At 69.9% G+C, this 23,304-nt stretch carries 16 protein-coding genes and 1 tRNA gene; 7 read left to right on the plus strand and 10 right to left on the minus strand.

Annotated features, from left to right (window positions below; translation table 11 throughout):
* On the plus strand, positions 1 to 1,143 hold a 1,143-nt coding region (locus tag GWK61_RS29090; protein WP_194913796.1), incomplete at its 5' end, for a hypothetical protein.
* Between the two features lie 112 nt (positions 1,144 to 1,255).
* Here the strand turns inward: GWK61_RS29090 and polA are convergent.
* A complete protein-coding gene (gene polA, locus GWK61_RS29095; protein ID WP_194913798.1) occupies positions 1,256 to 3,973 on the minus strand; it encodes a DNA polymerase I in 2,718 nt (905 codons plus the stop codon).
* Positions 3,974 to 4,108: 135 nt separating this feature from the next.
* On the opposite strand from polA, the gene GWK61_RS29100 reads away from it, so the two are divergent.
* The 3 genes from GWK61_RS29100 to GWK61_RS29110 all read left to right on the plus strand — a co-directional run bounded on the left by GWK61_RS29100 (position 4,109) and on the right by GWK61_RS29110 (position 6,394).
* The gene (locus tag GWK61_RS29100) at positions 4,109 to 4,540 is read left to right on the plus strand and encodes a hotdog fold thioesterase (RefSeq protein WP_194913811.1); all 432 of its coding nucleotides are present in this window, start codon (positions 4,109 to 4,111) and stop codon (positions 4,538 to 4,540) included.
* A 51-nt stretch (positions 4,541 to 4,591) separates the two neighbouring features.
* Entirely contained in the window at positions 4,592 to 5,707 is a 1,116-nt protein-coding gene (locus GWK61_RS29105) for a hypothetical protein (RefSeq protein WP_194913815.1), read from the plus strand.
* A gap of 66 nt (positions 5,708 to 5,773) precedes the next feature.
* Positions 5,774 to 6,394, plus strand: coding sequence for a hypothetical protein (locus GWK61_RS29110; protein ID WP_194913817.1), 621 nt, complete (start codon positions 5,774 to 5,776; stop codon positions 6,392 to 6,394).
* Between the two features lie 175 nt (positions 6,395 to 6,569).
* Here GWK61_RS29110 and GWK61_RS29115 read toward each other — a convergent pair whose 3' ends face one another.
* The 6 genes from GWK61_RS29115 to GWK61_RS29140 all read right to left on the minus strand — a co-directional run bounded on the left by GWK61_RS29115 (position 6,570) and on the right by GWK61_RS29140 (position 13,460).
* Entirely contained in the window at positions 6,570 to 7,340 is a 771-nt protein-coding gene (locus GWK61_RS29115) for an ABC transporter ATP-binding protein (protein WP_194913818.1), read from the minus strand.
* On the minus strand, positions 7,337 to 8,572 hold the full coding sequence (locus GWK61_RS29120) for an ABC transporter ATP-binding protein (RefSeq protein WP_194913821.1): 1,236 nt from the start codon (positions 8,570 to 8,572) through the stop codon (positions 7,337 to 7,339). The genes GWK61_RS29115 and GWK61_RS29120 overlap by 4 nt, the downstream gene beginning before the upstream one ends.
* A complete protein-coding gene (locus GWK61_RS29125; RefSeq protein WP_194913823.1) occupies positions 8,569 to 10,002 on the minus strand; it encodes a branched-chain amino acid ABC transporter permease in 1,434 nt (477 codons plus the stop codon). Before GWK61_RS29125 ends, GWK61_RS29120 begins: the two co-directional genes overlap by 4 nt.
* Positions 9,999 to 10,949: a branched-chain amino acid ABC transporter permease gene (locus tag GWK61_RS29130; RefSeq protein ID WP_194913825.1), complete on the minus strand. Its 951-nt coding sequence runs from the start codon at positions 10,947 to 10,949 to the stop codon at positions 9,999 to 10,001. Before GWK61_RS29130 ends, GWK61_RS29125 begins: the two co-directional genes overlap by 4 nt.
* A 210-nt stretch (positions 10,950 to 11,159) precedes the next feature.
* A complete protein-coding gene (locus GWK61_RS29135; protein WP_228563118.1) occupies positions 11,160 to 12,377 on the minus strand; it encodes a branched-chain amino acid ABC transporter substrate-binding protein in 1,218 nt (405 codons plus the stop codon).
* Positions 12,378 to 12,824: 447 nt separating this feature from the next.
* A complete protein-coding gene (locus tag GWK61_RS29140) occupies positions 12,825 to 13,460 on the minus strand; it encodes an ANTAR domain-containing response regulator (RefSeq protein WP_194913829.1) in 636 nt (211 codons plus the stop codon).
* A gap of 158 nt (positions 13,461 to 13,618) precedes the next feature.
* On the opposite strand from GWK61_RS29140, the gene GWK61_RS29145 reads away from it, so the two are divergent.
* Positions 13,619 to 13,702 (plus strand) — tRNA-Leu (locus GWK61_RS29145).
* Between the two features lie 90 nt (positions 13,703 to 13,792).
* The gene (locus GWK61_RS29150) at positions 13,793 to 14,554 is read left to right on the plus strand and encodes a helix-turn-helix domain-containing protein (RefSeq protein ID WP_194913831.1); all 762 of its coding nucleotides are present in this window, start codon (positions 13,793 to 13,795) and stop codon (positions 14,552 to 14,554) included.
* Positions 14,555 to 14,677: 123 nt separating this feature from the next.
* On the opposite strand, the gene pyk is transcribed toward GWK61_RS29150, so the two are convergent.
* Positions 14,678 to 16,159 (minus strand): pyruvate kinase, encoded by a 1,482-nt coding sequence (gene pyk, locus GWK61_RS29155; RefSeq protein WP_194913834.1) that lies wholly within the window; start codon positions 16,157 to 16,159, stop codon positions 14,678 to 14,680.
* 138 nt (positions 16,160 to 16,297) lie between these two features.
* Here pyk and GWK61_RS29160 point away from each other — a divergent pair, with 138 nt between their 5' ends.
* Positions 16,298 to 16,705 (plus strand): DUF4190 domain-containing protein, encoded by a 408-nt coding sequence (locus GWK61_RS29160; RefSeq protein WP_194913839.1) that lies wholly within the window; start codon positions 16,298 to 16,300, stop codon positions 16,703 to 16,705.
* 156 nt (positions 16,706 to 16,861) lie between these two features.
* On the opposite strand, the gene GWK61_RS29165 is transcribed toward GWK61_RS29160, so the two are convergent.
* Together GWK61_RS29165 and gltB are read right to left on the minus strand one after the other, a co-directional pair.
* Positions 16,862 to 18,322, minus strand: a complete 1,461-nt coding sequence (locus GWK61_RS29165; protein WP_194913841.1) for a glutamate synthase subunit beta — start codon at positions 18,320 to 18,322, stop codon at positions 16,862 to 16,864.
* On the minus strand, positions 18,315 to 23,012 hold the full coding sequence (gene gltB, locus GWK61_RS29170; protein ID WP_228563119.1) for a glutamate synthase large subunit: 4,698 nt from the start codon (positions 23,010 to 23,012) through the stop codon (positions 18,315 to 18,317). Before gltB ends, GWK61_RS29165 begins: the two co-directional genes overlap by 8 nt.
* Positions 23,013 to 23,304: the final 292 nt, after the last annotated feature.

Raw genomic sequence — 23,304 nt, forward strand, 5'->3', positions numbered from 1 at the left:
GCGCTGCTGCCGTCGGTGACGGTCGGGGGCGTGGCGTGGACGGGGGTGTCGCTGGCGGCGAACACGGTGTTCGCATCGTACTTGGGGATCGCGCAGGGGACGTCGCGGTTCATGACGATGACGGTGCTGTATTTGGCGGCGCAGGGGTCGCGGTTGACGATCGGGGCGGTGGCGGCTTCGGCGCAGGTGTCGCCGTCGACGGTGATGGCGGCGCAGACGGCGGGTTGGGCGTTCGCGGCGGTGGCCGGGCGGTGGTTGCTGCGGGACGTTGCGGAGGCGGGCGCAGGAGCCGGGCCCGCGACAGGAACAGGCGCCGGGACGGCCGCAGGAGCGGGCGCCGAAGCAAGTGTGGCGGCAATGGCGGGAGACGCGCGATCGGCGTCGGCAACGGCGGCGGCTGCGGGACCGGCGGCGCGATCGGCTGCGGGATCGGCGGAGGCGCGGCACAACACAGAGCCACCCGCCCCGCACCACGGCTACGTCAGCGAAGTACTCCGCGCGACCGGCGGCCTCGGCGGCATCCTGCTCCTGACGGTGCTCGACACCCTGCTGGCCAGCCGCTACCTGACCAACGGGGACCTCGGGCGCTACAACACCGGCGCGTTGTTGGCGCGTGCGGCGTTCTTCGCGCCGAGCTTCGTGGCATTGCTGGCGTATCCGCGGTTGGCGCGCCCCTCGGAACGCCGGCGTGCGTTGCTGACGTCGCTGACGCTGACCGGTGGGATCGGCGTGGTGGGAGTGGCTATCGCGGGCATCGGCGGTGATTCGCTGATCCGCGTGGCGTTCGGGGCGAAGTACGCCACGCCCGGGGGCTTCGACCTCGGTGCCGAGGGCTGGGTGTTCACCAGTGTCGGGGCGCTGCTGGCGCTGGTGAACCTGGCGCTGCTGGACGGCGTGGCGCGGCGTTCGCACGCGGTGTCGGCGGTGGTGCTCGGCGGGATCGTGCTGGAGACGACGGTGATCGTGGGCTTCGCGCACGGCTCGGCCGCGGCGATCGTGACGGCCGCCGCGGCGTGCTCGCTGGCGACCGCGACGGTGTCGGTGACGGTCTGCCTGACGGCGCGCACGGCGGTCGAAGCCGTGGCGGCGCCGGCAGAGGTCGAGGACCCGCAGGCGGTCGGAGCCGTGGCGCAGGGTACGTAGGCGATATCCGGAGGCCGAACGACGGCCAGCACGCGACGATCGCCCGGCCGCCAAAGCAGAACCCGGCGGCAATCCGCGAACCGGCGCACCCCAGCCGCCTGCTCCTCAGCGCCTAGTGCGCCGCATCCGCCCAGTTCGCCGCGACCCCCACCGACACGTCCAGCGGCACCCGCAGCTCCGCCGCGGCCGCCATCTCGCGCCGCACCAGCGCCTCGACCTGCTTCGCCTCGCCGGCGGCGATCTCCAGCACCAGTTCGTCGTGGACCTGGAGCAGCATCCGGGACTGGAGCTCCTCCTTGAGCAGCGCGTCGCGCACGCGGATCATCGCGACCTTGATGATGTCCGCGGCCGAGCCCTGGATCGGGGCGTTCAGGGCCATCCGCTCGGCCATCTCGCGGCGCTGGCGGTTGTCGCTGGCCAGGTCAGGCAGGTAGCGGCGGCGGCCGAACATGGTCTCGGTGTACCCGGTGGCGCGCGCCTGGACCACGACTTCGTGCAGGTAGTCGCGGACGCCGCCGAAGCGCTGGAAGTAGTCCTCCATCATCTTCGCGGCCTCGCCGGTCTCGATGCCCAGCTGCTGCGAGAGCCCGAACGCCGACAGGCCGTAGGCCAGGCCGTAGCTCATGGCCTTGATGCGGCGGCGGTGCTCGGGGTCGACGGCGGTGGCGTCCACCTCGAACACCTTCGAGGCCACCGTGTTGTGCAGGTCCTCGCCGGAGGTGAAGGCGTCGATCAGGCCCTGGTCCTCGGACAGGTGCGCCATGATGCGCATCTCGATCTGGCTGTAGTCCGCGGTCATCAGCGACTCGTAGCCGGGCCCGGCGATGAACGCCTTGCGGATCTGCTGCCCCTCCAGCGTTCGGATGGGGATGTTCTGCAGGTTCGGGTCCACCGACGACAGGCGGCCGGTGGCGGCGATCATCTGGTTGTAGGTGGTGTGGATGCGGGTGTCCGCCGACACCGACTTCGACAGCCCCTCGACCACGGTCTTCAGCCGGTTCACCTCGCGCCAGCGCAGCAGGTGGTCCAGGAAGGGGTGCTGGGCCTGGGCCTGGAGCCAGGCCAGGGCGTCGGCGTCGGTGGTGTAGCCGGTCTTGATCTTCTTGGTCTTGGGCATGCCCAGGGTGTCGAAGATGACTTCCTGCAGCTGCTTGGGCGAGCCCAGGTTCAGGGTCTCGACGCCGGCCTCGGCGCGGGCCGCGTCGACCTCCTTGGACGCCTCGCTGGAGAAGCCCTTCTCCAGCTCCTGGAACAGCCGGTCGTCGATGGCGATGCCGACCTGCTCCATCGCCGCCAGCACGCCGACCAGCGGCAGCTCGATGTCGGTCAGCAGCTGCTCGGCGCCGGTGTCGGCGAGCTTCTCGCGCAGCGCCTCGGCCAGGTCCAGGACCGCGTGCGCGGCGGCCATCTGGCGCTCGGCCTCGGCGTCCTCGTCGGCGAACAGCGTGCCCTGGTTCGTGTCCGCGTCGGCGGGCGACAGGCGGCGGCCCAGCACCTCCTCGGCCAGCGGCTCCAGTTCGAAGGAGCGGCGGCCGGATTGGGCCAGGTAGGCCTCCAGCGCGGTGTCGGCGGCCACGCCGTTCAGCGTGAGGCCGCGGGCTGCCAGGGCAAGGATCGGGCCCTTGGCGTCGTGCACCACCTTCTGGCGCGCCGGGTCGGCCAGCCAGGCCGCCAGCGCGGTCTCGTCGGCCGGGTCCAGCTGCGTGACGTCGACGTAGGCGGCGGTGCCGTCGGCGCTGGCGAAAGCCAGGCCGCTGACATCCCCGGTCCCGCGGCCCCAGGTGCCGTTCACCGCGACGCCGGTCGCGGCCTCGCCGGTGGCGTTCGCGGCCAGCCAGTCGGCCAGCTGCCCGACCTCCAGCACCTGCCCCTGCAGCGCCACGGCCTCGCCGACCTCGGCCTCGTCGGCGCCGGAGGCCAGCAGCGGCGCCACGCGGTCGCGCATCGAGCGGGAGAACTCCAGCGTGTCGAACAGCTGGTACACCGACTCCGGGTCGCCCTCGGAGGCCCACGCCAGGTCCGCCGGGCCGGCCTGGAGCGGCACGTCCTTGATCAGCTCGGTCAGTTCGCGGTTGAGCTGCACCTGCTCCAGGTGCGCCCGCAGCGTCTCGCCGGCCTTGCCCTTGACCTCGTCGGCGCGCGCCACCAGCTCGGCCAGCGAGCCGAACTCGCGGATCCACTTCGCGGCGGTCTTCTCGCCGACGCCGGGGATGTTCGGGAGGTTGTCCGAGGGGTCGCCGCGCAGCGCGGCGAAGTCGGGGTACTGCTGCGGGGTCAGCTCGTACTTCTCCTCCACCGCCGCCGGGGTGAAGCGGGACAGGTCCGAGACGCCGCGCTTGGGGTACAGGACGGTGACGTCGTCGTTCACCAGCTGGAGCGAGTCGCGGTCGCCGGTGAGGATGCGGACCTCGAAGCCGTCGGAGGCGGCCTGGGTGGTCAGGGTGGCGATGACGTCGTCCGCCTCGAAGCCCTCCTTGCGGATCACCGTGATGCCCAGGCCCGCGAGCAGCTCGTCGATCAGGCCGATCTGGCTCTTGAAGTCGTCCGGCGAGGCCGAGCGGTTGGCCTTGTAGTCGGGGAACTTCTCGGTGCGGAAGGTCTGGCGCGAGACGTCGAAGGCCACCGCGACGTGCGTCGGCTGCTCGTCGCGCAGCGTGTTGATCAGCATCGACGTGAACCCCTGCACCGCGCCGGTGGGCTGGCCCGTGGTGGTGCGCAGGTCGGCCTCCTTCAGCGCGTAGTACGCCCGGTACGCCAGGGAATGGCCGTCCAGCAGGAGCAGGACGGGGCGGCTTGCGGTGGACTCGGGGGTCTTCTTGGCGGGGCTCACGGTATGGATCCTATTGCGCGGTACCGACAGCCCGGGGCAACTCGGCGGTGGCTACGCTGACTGCAACACGTTGCAGTTAATGTGGTGTAGTTTTCCGCGGCCGTTCCGCGCCCCGCCCCCGAAAGAGGCTCCGCGATGTCGATAGACCAGAACAACCAGGTGTCCGAGGCCGAACAGCTCGCGGCGATGTTCAACGAGATCGGCGCCGGGCACCTGACCGAGCGCATGGACATCGTGATCAGCTCCGCGACCAAGGAGGAGATCGTCGGGACGATGCCGGTCGCCGGCAACACCCAGGTCTACGGGCTGCTGCACGGCGGGGCCTCGGTGGTGCTGGCCGAGACGCTGGGGTCGCTGATGGCCGCGCTGCACGCCGGTGCGGACAAGCAGGTGGTCGGGGTGGACATCAACGCCACGCACCACCGCTCGGCCAAGGAGGGCCGGGTCACCGGCACCTGCCGGGTGCTGCACGCCGGGCGCACGCTGGTGGTCAGCGAGATCGTCGTCGCCGACGAGGCCGGGCGCCGGGTCTGCACCAGCAGGATCACGTGCCTGGTCAAGGAATGACGCGTCCTTGATCCCCTGGCGCACCGTCCGCCACGGATCGACAATGCCCCCATGGGAGCAGGATGGGGGGACTTCGGCGGCGAGGCGTCCGAGGCCGACCAGGCCGGGGATCCGGACCCCGACGAGCTCGAGATCGTCGTCGAGCTCGTCGACGACTCCCCGCTGCCGGGCGAGGGGCCGAACTCGGCCCGCAGCGAGCGCGAGACCATCGGCGACAGCGGCGGCGGTGCCTACGCGGGTCTGCGCTTCGGCCGGCTCCCCCGCGCGGTCCGGATCGTCGGCGTGCTCGGCGCGGCCGTCGCGCTGACCGTCGCCGCGTGGCCGACGCCGGGCGGGCGCGAGGCGGCGCCGCAGCCGATCCCGACGCCGTCGCAGGTGAACGTCGACCTCTACAAGGTCCGGCTCGGCTCCACCACGCTGGAGGCGGCCAACGGCGCCGACCACGCGGTGCTGGGCCTGGAGCTGACCAACAACGCCACGGCGCCGCTGGAGGTGGTCAGCGCCGAGATCTGGGACGCGGTGGGGACGCGGATCGGGTCGGCCTCGGTGTGGCCGGCGGAGGGCATGAACGCGGGGAGCACGGTGTCGGTGCCGGTAACGCTTCCGTACGCGTGTGACGACTTCACGTTTCTTCCGGTGCTGCCGTTGACCATCCGGTACAGCGTCAGCACGCCGCAGAATCCGGACGCCGGGCACGACTACGCGTATCCGTTGACCGGCGCGTTGTGGGACACGTACATGCGGCAGCGGGCCACGCAGTGCGCCAGGCCGGACAGCCAGATCACCGCCACGGCGATCGACACCACGCAGCCGATCGGTGCGCCGAGTGATCCGCAGGGGTTCGACCTGTCGTTCACGATCGAGGCGGCGGGGACGGCGGAATGGATCGTGGACAAGGTGTCGTCGATGGGGTCGGACGTCGTCATCACCGGTGACGCGCTGCCGGTGGTGGTGCCGGCCGGACAGAGCGCGCACGTCGGGACGCACTGGCATCTCGACGACTGCGCGCGCATGCCGCCGGGGAACGAGAGCATGACCGGGGTGGAGTTCACGGCGCATCTGAAGAATCCGGCTCCCGGGCACGGGACGTCCACGGAGCAGGTGTTCTTCGCGCAGCTGCGGCCGGGGTTGGTGACCGAGATGCTTCAGGTGGCTTGCGGGGGTTGAGGTCGGGGTTATCAGTGCTATGCAACAGGGCTATACAACGGCCGTGCACCGGCGTATCCAGGTAGCGTGACGTTTCGCCCCGCCCGCCGCGACAGCGTTGTCGCCCTCGCCGGTGTGCTGGCCGGCGCCGCCGTCGCCACCGCGATCGCCGTCGCGGCCTGGCCCGGCTCGGCCCAGACCGCCCAGGGATCCTCGAAGGCCGCGTCCGCGACCGCCACCGGACCCACGCTCGCGCCGGATCCGGTGAACGAGACGCTGCGGCCGAAGGAGGTCGTGCTGCCGTCGGAGGGGCCGTACACCAGCGGCAAGATCGTGCTGGTGCCGCTGCGGCTGACCTGCGGCCTGTCGACGATCATCGGCACGCACGGCGAGGAGCAGGCGAACGGCCAGTACTGCATGATCCGGGTCGCGCTGACCGACGACGACACCTTCACGCACACCTTCGACGTCCGCAAGACGGCGCTGACCACCACGGCCGGCGCGTCGATCCCGGTCGCGTACGAGGCGCAGGAGGTGGAGCGGCAGCCGCTGCAGCTCCCGGAGGTCGGCCGGAGCGACCGGTACGAGTTCGACATCTACTACGACGTGCCACGCGACGCGACGGTGAACGGGTTCACGTTCGACGACGGCGAGGGCGGGGCGACGGCTCGGGCGCCGCTGCCGGTACGGAGCTGGCCGTTCTCGTGAGGGTGTGGCGCGCCGACGTCGGCAAGCCGATCACGGTGCCGGCGGCAAGGCCGGAGGTAGACAGCGGCCGTGATCCCCTTGCCGGTGAAGGCGTTGGGGATCACGGCCGCTGGTCTCAGTGCTCGAACTGCTCTCTGGCCGGCAGCTCCCTGATCAACAGAGCTCCCTGCCCGGACTACTCCGTCGTCTCGCCGAGGTAGGCCTCGCGGACGCGCGGGTCGTCCAGCAGTTCCGCGGCGGGGGCGCTCATTCTGACCTCGCCGGTTTCCAGGACGTAGCCTCGGTTGGCGAGTTTGAGTGCCTGGGCCGCGTTCTGTTCGACCAGGAGGATGGTGGTGCCCAGGGCGTTGATGCGCTCGATGATCTCGAAGATCTGGGCCACGATCAGTGGCGCCAGGCCCATCGAGGGTTCGTCGAGGAGCAGCAGGGTGGGCTGGCCCATCATGGCCCGGCCGATGGCGAGCATCTGCTGCTCGCCGCCGGACAGGTTGCCGCCGAGCTGGGTGCGGCGTTCGTGCAGCCGCGGGAAGAGCTCGAAGACCTGGTTCAGGTCGTTCTGGGACACCGCCTTGAAGCGGTAGGCGCCCATCTGGAGGTTCTCCAGGACGGTCATCCGCGGGAAGATGCGGCGGCCTTCCGGGGAGTGGCCGATGCCCAGTTGGACGATCTTGTGCGCCGGGATGCCCGACAGGGGCTCGCCGGCGTACAGGACCTGGCCGGAGCGCGGCTGGAGGAGCCCCGAGACGGTGCGCAGGGTCGTGGTCTTGCCGGCTCCGTTGGCGCCGAGCAGGGCCACGATCTCGCCCTGGTGGACCTCCAGGTCGATGCCCTTCAGGGCCACGATGCCGCCGTAGGCCACCTCGACCGAGCGGAGCTCCAGGAGCGCCGCGTCGGTGCGCTGGTTCTCGGGGCGCGGGGCGGGGATGGTCGTCGCCTGGTCGCTCACGCGGACCCCTCCTCGTTGGTGTCGCGGGCCTGGGACTTCTCGGCCTGGGACTCCTGAGCTTCGGCCTGGGACTCGGCGGCTTCAGCGGACGCCGGGGACTCGGCTGCGGCCGCGCTCTCGGACTCCGCTTCAGCCTGGAGCTCGGTCTCGGCGGCAGCTTCGGACTCGGTCGGGGTCTCAGACTCGGACTCGGCCACCGCCGCACCCCCTGCGCTTCCAGGCAACGCCTCAGCGGCAGGCCCGGCAGCACCAGGCAGTGCCTCAGCGGCGGGCTCGGCAGCTCCGGGCGGCGCGTCGGCAGCAGAGCCAGCGGCCTCAGCCTCTGCTTCTGCTTCCGCCTCCGCCTCCGCCTCAGCCTCGGCAACCGCCTCCTCCGCCGCGTCGCTCCCCAGGTAAGCCTCGATCACCGCAGGGTTCTGCTGCACCTCGGAAGGCAGCCCGGAGGCGATCACCTTGCCGAAGTTCAGCACCGTGATCCGGTGCGCCACCGACATCACCAGCCGCATGTCGTGCTCGATCAGCAGGATGCTGATGCCGAGCTCGGTGTTGATGCTGGTGATCAGCTGCGCCAGGCCCAGCTTCTCCGAGGGGTTGGTGCCGGCCGCCGGCTCGTCCAGCAGCAGCACCTTCGGGTCGCTGGCCAGCGCGCGGGCGATCTCCAGACGCCGCTGGTCGCCGTAGGACAGCGAGCCGGCGATGTCGCTCTCCTTGCCGCGCAGGCCCACGAACTCCAGCATCTCTCGCGAGTGCTGGCGCGCGGCCCGCTCGTTGCGGCGGTTGCGGGGCAGGCCCAGCATCACGCCGATCGGGCCGGAGGAGCTGCGGGTCTCGGCCGCGATCTGCACGTTCTCCAGCACCGTCAGCGCGTTGAACAGCCGGATGTTCTGGAACGTGCGCGAGATGCCCACGCGGTTCACCAGGTGCGGCTTGCGGTTCGTGCGGCGGCGGGTCAGGGAGCTGGTGTGCACCAGCGGCACCTCCGAGCCCGCGCCGGCCGGCACGAACTCGATCATGCCCTCCTGCGGTAGGTAGACCCCGGTCAGGCTGTTGAACAGCGAGGTCTTCCCGGCGCCGTTGGGCCCGATCACGGCCAGGATCTCGCCGCGGTGCAGCGTCAGCCCGACGTGGTCCAGGCTGGTCAGGCCGCCGAACCGGAGGGTGACGCCCTCGGCGCGCAGGACCGGCTCGCCGACCGCCGTGCCCTGCGCGGCCGTCTCAGTGCTCGTACTCACGGGGCCACTCCTTCCGCCGGCGCGGACATCGCGTCCGCGTCGCCGACGCCGTGCTCGGCCTGCGCCAGCTCCTGCGCCCGGCGTTTGGACGGGATCAGGCCCTGGGGCCGGAAGATCATCATGGTCAGCAGCACCGCGCCCACCCACATCGGGATGTCCTTGGGGTCGACCACCGGGTGGCCGCCGTTGAACCACGAGGGTGGACCCTGCAGGAAGTACGGCAGGAACGTCATCAGCGAGGCGCCGACGATGACACCGGTCAGCGAGCCCATGCCGCCGAAGATGACGTAGGCGAGCACGAAGATGGACAGCGGTAGCGGGAAGTTGTCCGGTGTGATCGCGGTGATCTTCGCCGTCGACAACACCCCTGCGAATCCGGAGGTGGAGGCGCCGATCGCGAAGGCCATCAGCTTGTACTTCACCGTCGGCACGCCCGAGGCGGCCGCGGCCACCTCGTCCTCGCGGATCGCCGTCCAGGTCCGGCCGACCTTGGAGTGCTCCAGCCTGCGGAAGGCGAAGACCACGACGATGATCAACCCGATCGCCAGATACCAGTACGGTTTGGAATCGTTGGTGTTCCAGTCGTAGTGGATGCCGAACAGGTTGAACCGGAAGGTCGAGATCCCGGTCGCGCCCAGGGCGCCGCCGGTGATGTTCTTCGGGTTGTTCCGGGCGATGTTCAGCACGATCTCGTGGAAGCCCAGCGTCACGATCGCCAGGTAGTCGCCCCGCAGCCGCAGCGTGGGGGCGCCCAGGATGAGGCCGGCCGCCATGGTCAGCAGCACCGCGATCGGGAACGCGAAGAACAGGTTCAGGTGGATCGGCGGGTGCGCCTCGGGGTTGCCGTCGGCGCCGATCGGGAGCTTGCCGGACAAGATGGCGGTGGTGTACGCGCCGATCGCGAAGAACGCGATGTAGCCCAGGTCCAGCAGGCCGGCCCAGCCGACCACCACGTTCAGCCCGACCGCGGCCAGCACGTACACGCCGACCTGGTCGGACAGCACCGACTGGAAGTACGGCAGGGTGAACAGGCCCACGTTCGGCAGCAGGATCGCCACCACCACGAGCGCCACGAGCCCGCCGCGCTTGACCCACAGGTTCTTCAGCGCCGGGGTGTTCCTGACCTGGCGCACCGGCGCCACCGCCTGCGAGGCGATGCGGCCCAGCCCGCGGATCCGCCACAACTCGGCGATCAGCCAGACCACCACCGCGCCGACGAGGTACTCGGCGCCGCGTGCGGAGAACCAGCTGTCCTTGACCACCAGCGTGTAGTTGCTGGAACTGCCCTGCGTCTGGTTCGTCAGGATGCTGAGCACGAGGAACAGCGCGATGATGCCGAACAGCCGCGCGAACAGCGGGTTCCGCCACCACGTCTCGTGGCTGCGCAGCTGTCGGACCTGTGCCGACAGCTCCGAGATCGAGGTCGTCACGCCGCCCTCCCCGTCCGCTCGCCCAGGATGCCGGTCGGGCGGATCAGCAGGACCCCGACCAGGACCACGAAGGAGACCACGTCGACCCACTCCAGAGAGAAGATGCCCTGGCTGAAGCTCTCCACGATGCCCAGCAGCAGACCGCCGAGCATGGCGCCGCGGACGTTGCCGATGCCGCCGAGGACCGCGGCGGTGAACGCCTTGATGCCCGGGACGAAGCCCATCGTGTACGTCACCGCGTGGAACATCGCGTACAGCACGCCGCCGACGCCGGCCAGCAGACCGCCGATGATGAACGTCCGGGAGATCACCTTGGACACGTCCACGCCCATCAGCTGGGCGGTCTCGGCGTCCTGAGCCACGGCCCGGATGCCGGCGCCGAGCTTGGTGCGGGAGATCAGCAGGTCCAGCAGGATCATCATGATCAGGGCGGTGGCGATGATCAGCACGTCGAGAGTCTTGACCGTGCGCGGCCCCGCGGCCCCGCTACCGGGCAGGACGAAAACCTTTCCGGAGTGGAAGGACTCCGGGACCTGCAGGTTGTTGCGGCCGAACAGCTTGCCGGCCAGGTTGTACAGGAAGATCGAGGCGCCGATCGCGGTGATCAGGTACACCAGTTTTGGCGCGTGGCGTTTTCTCAGCGGCCTGTAGGCCACCCGCTCCAGGGAGAACGCGATGGCCGCGCCCACCGCGGCGCCGGCCACCAGGGCCAGGGCGGTGTACTCGAAGGCCTGGAACCCGCTGGGGATCTTGCCGCCGGTGCCGACCAGCGCGGTGAGCATGAACACGCCGCCCAGGGCGCCGGACATGAACACCTCGCTGTGCGCGAAGTTGATCAGCTGGAGCACGCCGTAGACCATGGTGTAGCCGATGGCGATCAGGGCGTAGAGGGAGCCGAGCCTGATCCCTTGGAACAGTAGCTCCCAAAAGTGTTGGGTGATGTACATAAAGAGCTTCCTGTGCAGGAGGCGTGAGGGTTGCGGGGGTGGCCCGATGCCACACGAAAGCCGCGGCCCGCTGTGGTACCGAGCGGGCCACGGCTCGCGGGAGGGTCTCGTCTTTGCGACGCTGTCGGGCCTGGCTGACCCGGGCGCCTAGTGAGGCAGGGACCGCGCCGGTGCCCGCCTGTCACAGACGGACACCGGCCCTGCCTCAGGTCAGCTGCCGATACCCGGCATCTTGGAGATGTCGCCGATCAGCGTGATCACGCCGCCGACGATCTTGTAGGCGTAGATCGCGGTGCCCGAGATGTCACCGGTGGGGGTGAACTTGATCTCCTTGGACAGACCCTGGTAGTCCACCGTGGCCACGCCCGCGGCCACCGCGGCCCGGGTCGGGCTGGTGGTGTTCAGGCCCTTGAGGACGCTGATGATGACGTTCGCCGCGTCGTAGCCCTCGATCGAGTAGGTGCCCGGGGCGGCGTTGGACAGAGCCTTGTACGCCGTCACGAACGCGGAGAACTTCGGGTCGCTGGCCGGGTCGAAGCACGGGCAGGTGAACTGCCAGCCCTCGGCCGCGTCCTGACCGGCGGTGGTGATGAAGTTCGGGTCCTTCGACCCGTCGCCGGTGACCATCGTGCCGGTGTACCCGGCGGCCTTCAGCGCCTTGGCGAACACGCCGCCGTCAGCGTAGTAGCCCGCGTAGTACATGGCCTTGGAACCCGAGGAGGCGACCTTGGAAGCCAGCTGCGAGTAGTCCTGGGTGCCCTGCGGCGCGCTCTCGGTCTCGACCGTGACGCCGTCCTTCTTCAGCTCGCCGACGATCGCCGTGGACAGGCCCTGGCCGTACTGGGTCTTGTCGTCGACCACGTAGACGTTCGGCGCCTTGAGCACCTTGGCCATGTAGTCGGCGGCCGCCGGACCCTGCACGCTGTCGTTGGCCACGACGCGGTAGAAGGTCTTGTAGCCGGAGCTGGTCAGGGACGGACGGGTCGCCGAGGGGCTGACGGCCACGAGGCTGGCGCCGGAGTACAGCGCGCCGGAGGCCGCGGTGGGACCGGAGAAGGCCGGGCCGACGACGCCGACCACCTTCGGGTCCTGGATCAGCAGCTGCGCGGCGGTGGCGCCCTTGGACTGGTCGCCCTGGTCGTCGGAGTCCTTGACGACCAGGTTGAACGGCAGGTCGCCCTTGTCGTTCGCCTGCTTGACGGCGAGCTTGACGCCCCAGTCGATGTTCAGGCCCAGGGCCTGGTTCTGGCCCGACAGCGGGCCCTGCACGCCGATCTCCAGCGTGGGCTTGTTGCTATTGGCTGCCGAAGTGGAGCTGCCGCTCCCCGTCGAGGACGAGGAAGAGCCGCCGCTCCCAGACTTCGTCGAACTGCCCGCACAAGCCGAAAGCGCGAGCACGCCTGCCACGACGACAGCGCCAGCCCGCATTCGGTTGATGGTCCGCACTTCCAGATCCTCCCTGATCGTCGGACGGGCATCGGTGCCTATTGGGCTTTGGTGCTCGTCCGAATTCACGCGGTCACCACATGGGTGATGGGAAGGCTAGTGCCGAACGTCAGCCGTGGGGAGGGGGTCCGAGATCGCGTGATGCTCTCGTTACCAACCGGAAGGAGGCTCCCACCAGAGCCAAAACCCCGCAAGTGGCCCGGTTCCCGGCGCCGCCGGGTTTTGAGGTCCGTTGATCTTCCCGACCTGCCGTGGCGGGGTCATCGCAGGGCCGGTAATCAGTGCCCCCCACGCTGGGATGTTACGGATGCCGTGGTGCGCGCGAGGCCCCCGGCACGCCTGCGGCACGGGGGACGACACCGGCCGGCGGCGTGACCACCGTCACAACCACCGGCCGGATCGTAAGATCGTTATACCCCCGAGGCGTGCTCACTCCGCCTTGGCGGCGGTGCTGTGCCCGGCGGTGGGCGAACCGACCGCCGTCGACCCGCTGATGACCACCTCGGCGACCTCCTTCATGGTCATCCGCCGGTCCATCGAGGTCTTCTGGATCCACCGGAAGGCCTCCGGCTCGGTCATCCCGTGCGCGGTCTGCAGGATCCCCTTGGCCCGGTCCACCAGCTTGCGCGTCTCCAACCGGCTGGCCAGGTCCGCGACCTCGCCCTCCAGCGCCGTCAGCTGGGTGTGCCGGGACACCGCGATCTCGATCGCGGGCACCAGCTTGTCCTTGGTGAACGGCTTGACCAGGTAGTTCATCACCCCGGCCTCGGCGGCCCGCTCCACCAGGTCGCGCTGGGAGAAGGCGGTGAGGATCAGCACCGGCGCGATCCGCGCCTCGATCACCCGCTCGGCGGCGGTGATGCCGTCCAGCACCGGCATCTTCACATCGAAGATGCACAGGTCCGGCCGGAACTCCTCGGCCAGCCGCACCGCGGCCGCCCCGTCGGAGGCCTCGGCGACGACCTCGTAACCCTCCTCCTGGAGCATCTCCTTCAGGTCCAGGCGGATCAGCGCCTCGTCCTCGGCGATGATCACTCGGCGGGCGGGGGTGGACTCGGTGGCCATGGGATCCTCACTGGGCGGCGTGCCGGTGTTCTGTTTCGATACGAGCCTACCTGCGGGGAAGGCGGTTGCGGGGGTCGGTACGGAGTCCGGTATCATTCGAGCGTGGTGAAGCTGGGCGGGTACCTGCCGGTATCAAGCTATCGATGGTTTCGCCGCAGGCGGGATTGGTGAAATCGGCAAACACAGAAGCCTCAAAAGCTTCCGCCCGAAAGGGCTTGCGGGTTCGATTCCCGCATCCCGCACAGATGCGCAAAGAACACCCGTTCACTACTTCCAGTGAACGGGTGTTCTTTGCGCCTCAACCGGAATAGCGACCCGGCAACCTCGGAATCATGCACAACCCCGACATCAAGGCGCGCACTATCGCGATGTGCCGCGCCGGAGTCCCCAACATCAAGATCGCCAGAAGGCTCGGAGTCCCGAAGGGCACGGTCGGCTACTGGAAGTTCGAAGATCGCGCCCGGCACCCCGACCTGTATCCAGCAAGTATCGAGTGTCCGATCTGCCTCGGCACCAGTCCGACAGACCGCCCCTACTCGTACCTCCTCGGCCAGTACCTCGGCGACGGCCACATTGTCGCCAAGCCGCGCCAGCACACACTCTCCATCACGTGCTGCAACGACTATCCCGTCATCATGGATGACACCCAACGCGCCATGGTTCAGGTCCTGCCCGGCGCGAGCACCAGCAGGGTTCGGCGCACAGGATGTATCGACATCAAGTCGTATTCCGCGCACTGGACCTGCTTGTTCCCGCAGCATGGTCCGGGCATGAAGCACACCCGCAAGATCGAACTCGCTCCATGGCAGCAAGCCATCGTCGAGACCTACCCGTGGGAGTTCATCCGCGGCTTGATCCATTCCGACGGGTGCCGCATGACCAACTGGACCGAGAAGGTCATCGCCGGGGAACGCAAGCGCTACGAGTACACCCGCTACTTCTTCACCAACGTCTCAGCCGATATTCGCGGCCTCTACTGCTGGGCCCTGGACATGGTCGGTGTCGAGTGGCGCGTCGCGAACTGGCGCAACATCTCCGTTGCCAAGAAGAACTCCGTAGCCCTCATGGATCTCCACGTCGGGCCCAAGTTCTGACCACCGCGGCGTCGGTGAACGCGAAAGCGGCGTCGACCCGGATCCGGATCGACGCCGCAGCGCGCGAGAATCAGTGCCCGACCAGTCCTCGTGAGACGGTCGCGGCGGTGGACCGCCTCGGCGTTACCGCAGCTCGCGGTAGGCTGGCGCGGCGCCGGCGATGGCGTCTCCGACCCGGTGCACCCGCACCGCGTTCGTGGAACCGGGGATGCCGGGGGGCGAGCCGGCGATGATGACCACCGTGTCACCGGCCTTGCACAGCTCCAGCTGCAGCAGCTCGGTGTCGACCTGGCGCACCATCTCGTCGGTGTGCTCGACCTCGGGGCTGCAGAAGGTGCGGATGCCCCAGCTGAGCGCGAGCTGGTTGCGGATCTCGTTGTGCGGGGTGAAGGCGATCAGCGGTGTCGGCGGGCGGTAGCGGGACAGCCGGCGCGCCGTGTCGCCGCTCTCGGTGAAGGCGATCAGGTACTTGGCGTACAGGTTGTCGCCGAGCTCGGCCGCCGCGCGGGCGACCGCGCCGCCCTTGGTGCGCGGCTTGCTCAGGGCCGGCTTCAGGCCGGCGGCCAGGGTCTCCTCCTCGGCCGCCATGATGATCTTGGCCATGGTCTCCACGGTCTGCACCGCGTAGGCGCCGACGGAGGTCTCGGCCGAGAGCATCACCGCGTCGGTGCCGTCCAGGACCGCGTTGGCCACGTCGGAGACCTCGGCGCGGGTCGGCCGGGAGTTGGTGATCATCGAGTCCAGCATCTGGGTGGCCACGATGACCGGCTTGGCGTTGCGGCGGGACAGCGTGATGCAGCGCTTCTGCACCATCGGGACCTGCTCCAGCGGGAGCTCCACGCCGAGGTCGCCGCGGGCCACCATGATCGCGTCGAAGGCGTCGACGATGGCGTCCAGGTTGGCCACCGCCTGCGGCTTCTCGATCTTGGCGATCACCGGCACCCGGTGTCCGACCTCGTCCATGATCTCGTGGACGCGCTCGATGTCGACGGCGTCCCGGACGAAGGACAGCGCGATCATGTCGGCGCGCACGCCCGGGTTGCCGTGCCCCGGCGCCGGCTTGCCCAGCGCCCAGCGCAGGTCCAGCTCGTCCTTCTCGGACAGCGCCGGGACCGAGACGGACACGCCCGGAAGGTTGATGCCCTTGCTGTTGGAGATCGGGCCACCCTCGACGACCCGGGTCAGTACGTCGGTGTCGGTGACGCTCTCCACTTCCAGGAAGAGCTTGCCGTCGTCGATCAGGATCGGGTCGCCGGGCTTGCAGTCGCCGGGCAGACCCTTGTAGGTGGTTCCGCAGATGGTCGCGTCGCCCGCGACGTCGCGCGTGGTGATGGTGAAATGCGCGCCGTTGGCCAGGACCTCCTTGCCGTTGGCGAAGGTGCCCAGCCGGATCTTGGGACCCTGCAGGTCGACCAGGATGCCGACGGCCTGACCGCTGGTGGTCGCGACCTGGCGGACGTTGCGATATCGCTCTTCGTGGTCCTCATAGGAACCGTGAGAGAGATTCAGACGGGCCACATTCATGCCGGCCGCCACCAGAGCGGTGAGCTGCTCCAGGGTTCCGGCCGACGGGCCCAGGGTACAAACGATTTTCGCGCGGCGCATGCCTACTACCTTATGTCCTACTCGTTAGTAGCTTTTTCGGGTCTGACAAGTTCCCACGGTTCCGAACAGAACTTTCGACCCCCGTTCACCGTGTGTCTGTATGGAATGAACCGGGTGTAACGGCGACAATTGGCCTCCATGACGACACCTCCTCCCCCGGAGCCCTCTGAGCCGGCGGAGCCGGGGCCGGACCGGTCGCCGGAAGAGCCAGCTCAGCAGTTCCCGCAGTACCCGCCCCCGCCGCCGCTTCCGCCCGAGGCCTACCCGACCTACAGCGGCGGCAGCGGCTACGAGTACGGCGGCTACGGCGCTCCCCCGGTCCGGCGCCGCAACGGCATGGGCGTCGCGGCGCTGGTGCTGGGCATCGTCGGCTTCCTGATCGGGCCGTGCAGCATCCTGGCGATCGTCTTCGGACGGATCGGGCTGAACCGCGTGGCCCGCGGCGAGGCCACCAACCGCGGCGTGGCGCAGGCCGGGTTCGTGCTCGGCATCGTCACGCTGCTGCTGTGGATCCTGGGGATCATCCTGCTGGCGAATCAGCACTGAGTCATCTCGCCGGTTGCCGGGCCGCGGTCTTGGCCCTGATTCCGGTTCCGACTCTGGCTGCGGCTGCGGCTGCGGTTCCGACTCCGGCACCGTCCCCGAAGCCGACGCGGCGCGGCCGCCCGCAAAGCACTGCGATGCGGGCGGCCGCGCCGTCTGTCACACCGTCACCGGCCTCGCCGTCGGCGGGATCGGCTTGGGCAGCGTGGTCGAGCCGGACAGGTAGGCGTCCACCGAACTGGCCGCCGAGCGGCCCTCGGCGATCGCCCACACGATCAGCGACTGCCCGCGGCCGGCGTCCCCGGCCACGAACACGCCCGGCACGTTGGTGGCGTACTCGCCGTCGCGCGCGATGTTGCCGCGCTCGTCCAGGGCCAGGCCGAGCTGGTCGATCAGGCCGTTGCCGCGCTCCGGGCCGACGAAGCCCATGGCCAGCAGCACCAGGTCGGCCGGGATCTCGCGCTCGGTGCCCTCGACCGGGACCGGACGCCCGCCCTCGAACCGCACCTCGACCAGGCGCAGGGCCCTGACCCGGCCGTTGTCGTCGCCCACGAACTCGGTGGTGGACACCGCGTAGACGCGCTCGCCGTTCTCCTCGTGCGCCGAGGAGACCCGGAAGGTCATCGGATAGGTCGGCCACGGCTGGTTCGCCGGCCGGTCCTCGCCGGGCTGCGGCATGATCTCCAGCTGCGTGACCGACTCCGCGCCCTGGCGCGTGGCCGTGCCCAGGCAGTCCGCGCCGGTGTCGCCGCCGCCGATGACCACCACGTGCTTGCCGAACGCGTCGATCGGCGCGGTCAGGTAGTCGCCCTCGCAGGTCTTGTTCGCGTACGGCAGGTAGTCCATCGCCTGGTGGACGCCGGCCAGATCGCGGCCGGGCACGTCCAGCTCGCGCGCCTTGGTCGAGCCGACCGCGAGCACGATCGCGTCGTACCGGGCCAGCAGCGCGTCGCCGGTGAGGTCGACGCCGATGTGCATGCCGGGACGGAACTTGGTGCCTTCTGCGCGCATCTGCTCGATCCGCCGGTTCAGGTGGCGCTTCTCCATCTTGAACTCGGGGATGCCGTAGCGCAGCAGGCCGCCGATGCGGTCGGCGCGCTCGTAGACCGCGACGGTGTGCCCGGCGCGCGTGAGCTGCTGCGCGGCGGCCAGACCCGAGGGACCGGAGCCGATCACCGCGACCGTCCGGCCGGACAGGCGCTCGGGCTGCAGGGGCTTGACGGTCCCGTCCTCCCAGGCCCGGTCGATGATGGAGACCTCGACGTTCTTGATGGTCACCGCCGGCTGGTTGATCCCCAGCACGCACGCGGTCTCACAAGGCGCCGGGCACAGCCGCCCGGTGAACTCCGGGAAGTTGTTGGTCGCGTGCAGCCGGTCGGAGGCACCCTCCCAGTCGCCCTTCCACACCAGGTCGTTCCACTCCGGGATGATGTTCCCGAGCGGACAGCCGTTGTGGCAGAACGGGATGCCGCAGTCCATGCACCGGCCGGCCTGCTTGCTGACGATCGGCAGCAGCCCCCCGGGCTTGTAGACCTCTTTCCAGTCCTGGACGCGCTCGGTGACCGGGCGGCGCTCGGGGTGCTGCTGGGGGGTGGTGAGGAAACCACGAGGGTCAGCCACGGGTGGCCTCCATGATCTTGTCGAGGGTCTGCTCTTCGTTCAGCCCGGCGGCCTGGGCCGCGGCACGGGCGGTGAGCACCCGCTTGTAGTCGACCGGCATGATCTTGGCGAAGCGGCCTACGTTGGCGCCCCAGTCGGCGAGCAGGGTCGCCGCGACGGCTGAGCCGGTCTCCTCCTGGTGGTCCTGGACCAGGGTGTGGAGCAGGGCCCGGTCCTCGGCGTCGAGGGCTTCGACGTTGACCATCTCGGAGTTCACGCGGGAGACCTTCAGGTCCAGGACGTAGGCGGTGCCGCCGCTCATGCCGGCGGCGAGGTTGCGGCCGTGTTCGCCGAGGATGACGACGGTGCCGCCGGTCATGTACTCGCAGGCGTGGTCGCCGACGCCCTCCACGACGGCGGTGGCGCCGGAGTTGCGGACGCAGAAGCGCTCGCCGACGGTGCCGCGCAGGTGGACGCGGCCGCTGGTGGCGCCGTAGGCGATGACGTTGCCGGCGATCACGTTGCGCTCGGCGGCGTCGTTGATCGTCGCGGCGTCGCGGTGCGGGCGGACCACGATGCGGCCGCCGGACAGGCCCTTGCCGACGTAGTCGTTGGCGTCGCCCTCCAGGCGCAGGGTGATGCCGGGGGCCAGGAAGGCGCCGAAGGAGTTGCCCGCCGAGCCCACGAAGGTCAGGTCGATGGTGCCCTCGGCCAGGCCCTCGCCGCGGTGCACCTTCACCACCTCGTGCGAAAGCATGGTGCCGACGGTGCGGTTGACGTTGCGGATCTCGAACTGCGCGCGCACCGGTTCGCCGTCGCGGATCGCGGGCTGCGCGACCTCGATGAGCCGGTGGTCCAGGGCCTTGTCCAGGCCGTGGTCCTGCTTGCGGGTCTGGTGCAGCGCGGCGCCCTCGGGCAGGTCGGGGACGTGCAGCAGCGGCGCCAGGTCCAGGCCGGAGGCCTTCCAGTGCGCCACGGCCGCGGCGGTGTCGAGCAGTTCGGCGTGGCCGACCGCCTCCTCCAGCGTCCGGAACCCGAGCGCGGCCAGGTGCTCGCGCACCTCCTCGGCCAGGTACTCGAAGAAGGTGACCACGAACTCCGGCCGGCCGCTGAACCGCGCGCGCAGCTCAGGGTTCTGCGTCGCGACGCCCACCGGGCAGGTGTCCAGGTGGCACACGCGCATCATCACGCAGCCGGAGACGACCAGCGGCGCGGTGGCGAAGCCGTACTCCTCGGCGCCGAGCAGCGCCGCGATCACCACGTCGCGGCCGGTCTTGAGCTGGCCGTCGGTCTGCACCACGATGCGGTCGCGCAGGCCGTTGAGCAGCAGCGTCTGCTGGGTCTCGGCCAGGCCGAGCTCCCACGGCGCGCCGGCGTGCTTGAGCGAGGTCAGCGGCGAGGCGCCGGTGCCGCCGTCGTGCCCGGAGATCAGGACCACGTCGGCGTGCGCCTTGGACACCCCGGCCGCCACCGTGCCGACGCCGACCTCGGCGACCAGCTTGACGTGCACGCGCGCGTCGCGGTTGGCGTTCTTCAGGTCGTGGATCAGCTGCGCCAGGTCCTCGATCGAGTAGATGTCGTGGTGCGGCGGCGGGGAGATCAGGCCGACGCCCGGCGTGGAGTGCCGGGTCTTGGCCACCCACGGGTACACCTTGTGGCCGGGCAGCTGGCCGCCCTCGCCGGGCTTGGCGCCCTGGGCCATCTTGATCTGGATGTCCTCGGCCTGGGCCAGGTACTCGGCGGTGACGCCGAACCGGCCGGAGGCGACCTGCTTGATCTTGCTGCGGCGCTCCGGGTCGCGCAGCCGCTCGACGTCCTCGCCGCCCTCGCCGGTGTTGGACTTGGCGCCCAGCTGGTTCATGGCGATCGCGAGCGTCTGATGCGCCTCGTAGGAGATGGAGCCGTAGGACATGGCCCCGGTGGAGAAGCGCTTGACGATCTCGGAGACGGGTTCGACCTCTTCGATCGGGATGGAGCGGCGCTCCCCGTCCTTGATCCTGAACAGCCCGCGCAGCGTCATCAGCCGCTCGGACTGCTCGTCGACGCGCGAGGTGTACTGCTTGAAGATGTCGTACCGCTTCTCGCGCGTGGAGTGCTGGAGCCGGAAGACGGTGTCCGGGTCGAACAGGTGCGGCTCGCCCTCGCGGCGCCACTGGTACTCCCCGCCGATCTCCAGCCGGCGGTGCGCCAGGCGGGAGGTGCCGGACTGCTTGGGGTAGGCGCGGGCGTGCCGGCGCGCGGTCTCCTCGGCCAGGGTCTCCAGGCCGACGCCGCCGAGCTTGCTGGTGGTGCCGACGAAGTACTCGTCGACGACGTCCTGCGCCAGGCCGACGGCCTCGAAGATCTGCGCGCCGCGGTAGGAGGCGACGGTGGAGATGCCCATCTTGGACATCACCTTCAGCACGCCCTTGCCGAGCGCCTTGATCAGGTTCCTGATCGCCTGCTCGGGCTCGATCAGGCCGAGGTGGCCGGAGCCCGCCATCTCCTCGACCGACTCCATCGCCAGGTAGGGGTTGACCACCGCGGCGCCGTAGCCGATGAGCAGCGCGACGTGGTGCACCTCGCGCACGTCGCCGGCCTCGACGACCAGGCCGACGTGGGTGCGGGTCTTCTCGCGGATCAGGTGGTGGTGCACCGAGGAGGTGAGCAGCAGCGAGGGGATCGGGGCGTGCTCGGCGTCGGAGTGGCGGTCGGAGAGCACGATGATGCGCGCGCCGCCGGCGATCGCCTTGGAGACCTCCTCGCGGATCTCCTCCAGCCGGGCCCGCAGCGCCAGGCCGCCGCCGGCGACCCGGTAGAGCCCGGAGATGGTGACCGCGCGCAGGCCGGGCAGGTCGCCGTCGGCGTTGATGTGGATGAGCTTGGCCAGCTCGTCGTTGTCGATGACCGGGAAGGCCACCTCGACCTGGCGGCAGGACGCGGCGGTGGGCTGCAGCAGGTTGGTCTCCGGGCCGATGGTGGTGGCCAGGCTGGTGACCAGCTCCTCCCGGATGGCGTCCAGCGGCGGGTTGGTGACCTGCGCGAAGAGCTGGGAGAAATAGTCGAAGACCAGGCGCGGCTTCTCGGAGAGCACCGCGACCGGGGAGTCCGAGCCCATGGAGCCGATCGGCTCGGCGCCGGCGCGGGCCATCGGGGCCAGCAGGACCCGCAGTTCCTCCTCGGTGTAGCCGAAGGTCTGCTGGCGGCGGGTGACCGAGGCCCGGGTGTGCACGATGTGCTCGCGCTCGGGGAGCTTGTCGAGCTTGATCCGGCCGGCGTGCAGCCATTCGGCGTACGGCTCGGCGGCGGCCAGCGCGGACTTGATCTCCTCGTCCTCGACGATCCGGCCGGCCGCGGTGTCGACCAGGAACATCTTGCCGGGCTGCAGGCGGCCCTTGCGGACCACGGTCGCCGGGTCGATGTCCAGGACGCCGAACTCGCTGGCCAGGACCACCAGGCCGTCGTCGGTGACCCAGTAGCGGGAGGGGCGCAGGCCGTTGCGGTCCAGGACCGCGCCGATCAGGGTGCCGTCGGAGAAGACCATGTCGGCCGGGCCGTCCCAGGGCTCCATGAAGGAGGAGTGGAACTGGTAGAAGGCGCGCCGGGCGGCGTCCATCTCGCCGTGGTTCTCCCACGCCTCGGGGATCATCATCAGCACGGCGTGCGGCAGGCTGCGGCCGGACAGGTGCAGCAGCTCCAGGGCCTCGTCGAAGGAGGCGGAGTCGGAGGCGCCGGGCGTACAGATGGGGAACAGGCGGTCGAGGTCGCCGTGGATCAGGTCGGTGTCCAGGTCGGACTCGCGGGCCCGCATCCAGTTGCGGTTCCCGATGACCGTGTTGATCTCGCCGTTGTGCGCGACGAACCGGTAGGGGTGGGCCAGCGGCCAGGCCGGGAAGGTGTTGGTGCTGAAGCGGGAGTGCACCAGGCCGATGGCGCTGGCGAAGCGCTCGTCGAGCAGGTCCGGGAAGAAGGTCTCCAGCTGCGCGGTGGTGAGCATGCCCTTGTAGACCAGGGTGCGCGAGCTGAGCGAGGGGAAGTACACCTCGGCGTCGCGCTCGGCGCGCTTGCGCAGGGCGAAGGCCAGCCGGTCCAGCTCGACGCCGGCCTGCCCGGCGGTGCCGGTGACGAACAGCTGGCGGAACCGGGGCATGACGGACAGCGCGCCGTTGCCCAACCCTTCAGGGTTGGTGGGCAGGTCGCGCCAGCCGAGGACGGCCAGGTGCTCCTCGGCGGCGATGGCCTCGACGCGGGCCTCGGCCTCCCGCGCGGCATCGTCGTCGGTGGGGAGGAAGGCCACTCCGACGGCGTAGTGCCCGCACGGCGGGAGGTCGAAACGTGCGTTCGGGTTTGCGTGTTCGGCCAGCGCGGCGCGCAGGAACGCGTCCGGAACCTGCACCAGGATGCCGGCGCCGTCGCCGGTCGAGGGCTCGGCCCCGGAGGCTCCGCGGTGCTCCATGTTGACCAGGGCCTGCAGGGCCTGGTCGACGATGGAGTGGCTGGGCACGCCGGTCAGCGTCGCGACGAAGGCGACGCCGCAGGAGTCCTTCTCCGCGCGCGGGTCGTACAGGCCCTGCGCCGGGGGCAGCGCCGAGAACAGCGGGGCGGCGCTGGTGGTGGCCGCGGCGGGCGCGGCGAGTGCGGCAGGCGTGGCGGGCATGCTGGGCTCGGCCACGGCGTGGCTTTCGGGGCGGGAGGATCCGGGGCGACCGGTCGGTATGGCTGGGAATGCCATGAGGGCTGTCCTTCCGTCGTGTCAGTCTGGCACGGCGGGACGTCTTTGGCCCTTGCGCAATCCGATCAGGTGTAAGCAGAGGTTACAACATGGTGGGGCGGGTGGGGAGTGGACTATCTCACAGTGCGGGACGGACGATCCCGAGATGTGTTCCGGATGCTGAGACTGGCTAATTTGATGTCGATCTTGAGCTGGGCCGAGCGCGCGGCAGGGGTCTGACGGCGACGCGTCGGGTTCGAGCGGGGGGCTGACTCCGGGCCGACTCGCCGGGTGCCTCCCGTCGCGGCCGATG

It is taken from the genome of Catenulispora rubra (genome assembly GCF_015356825.1).
Lineage (GTDB): Bacteria > Actinomycetota > Actinomycetes > Streptomycetales > Catenulisporaceae > Catenulispora > Catenulispora rubra.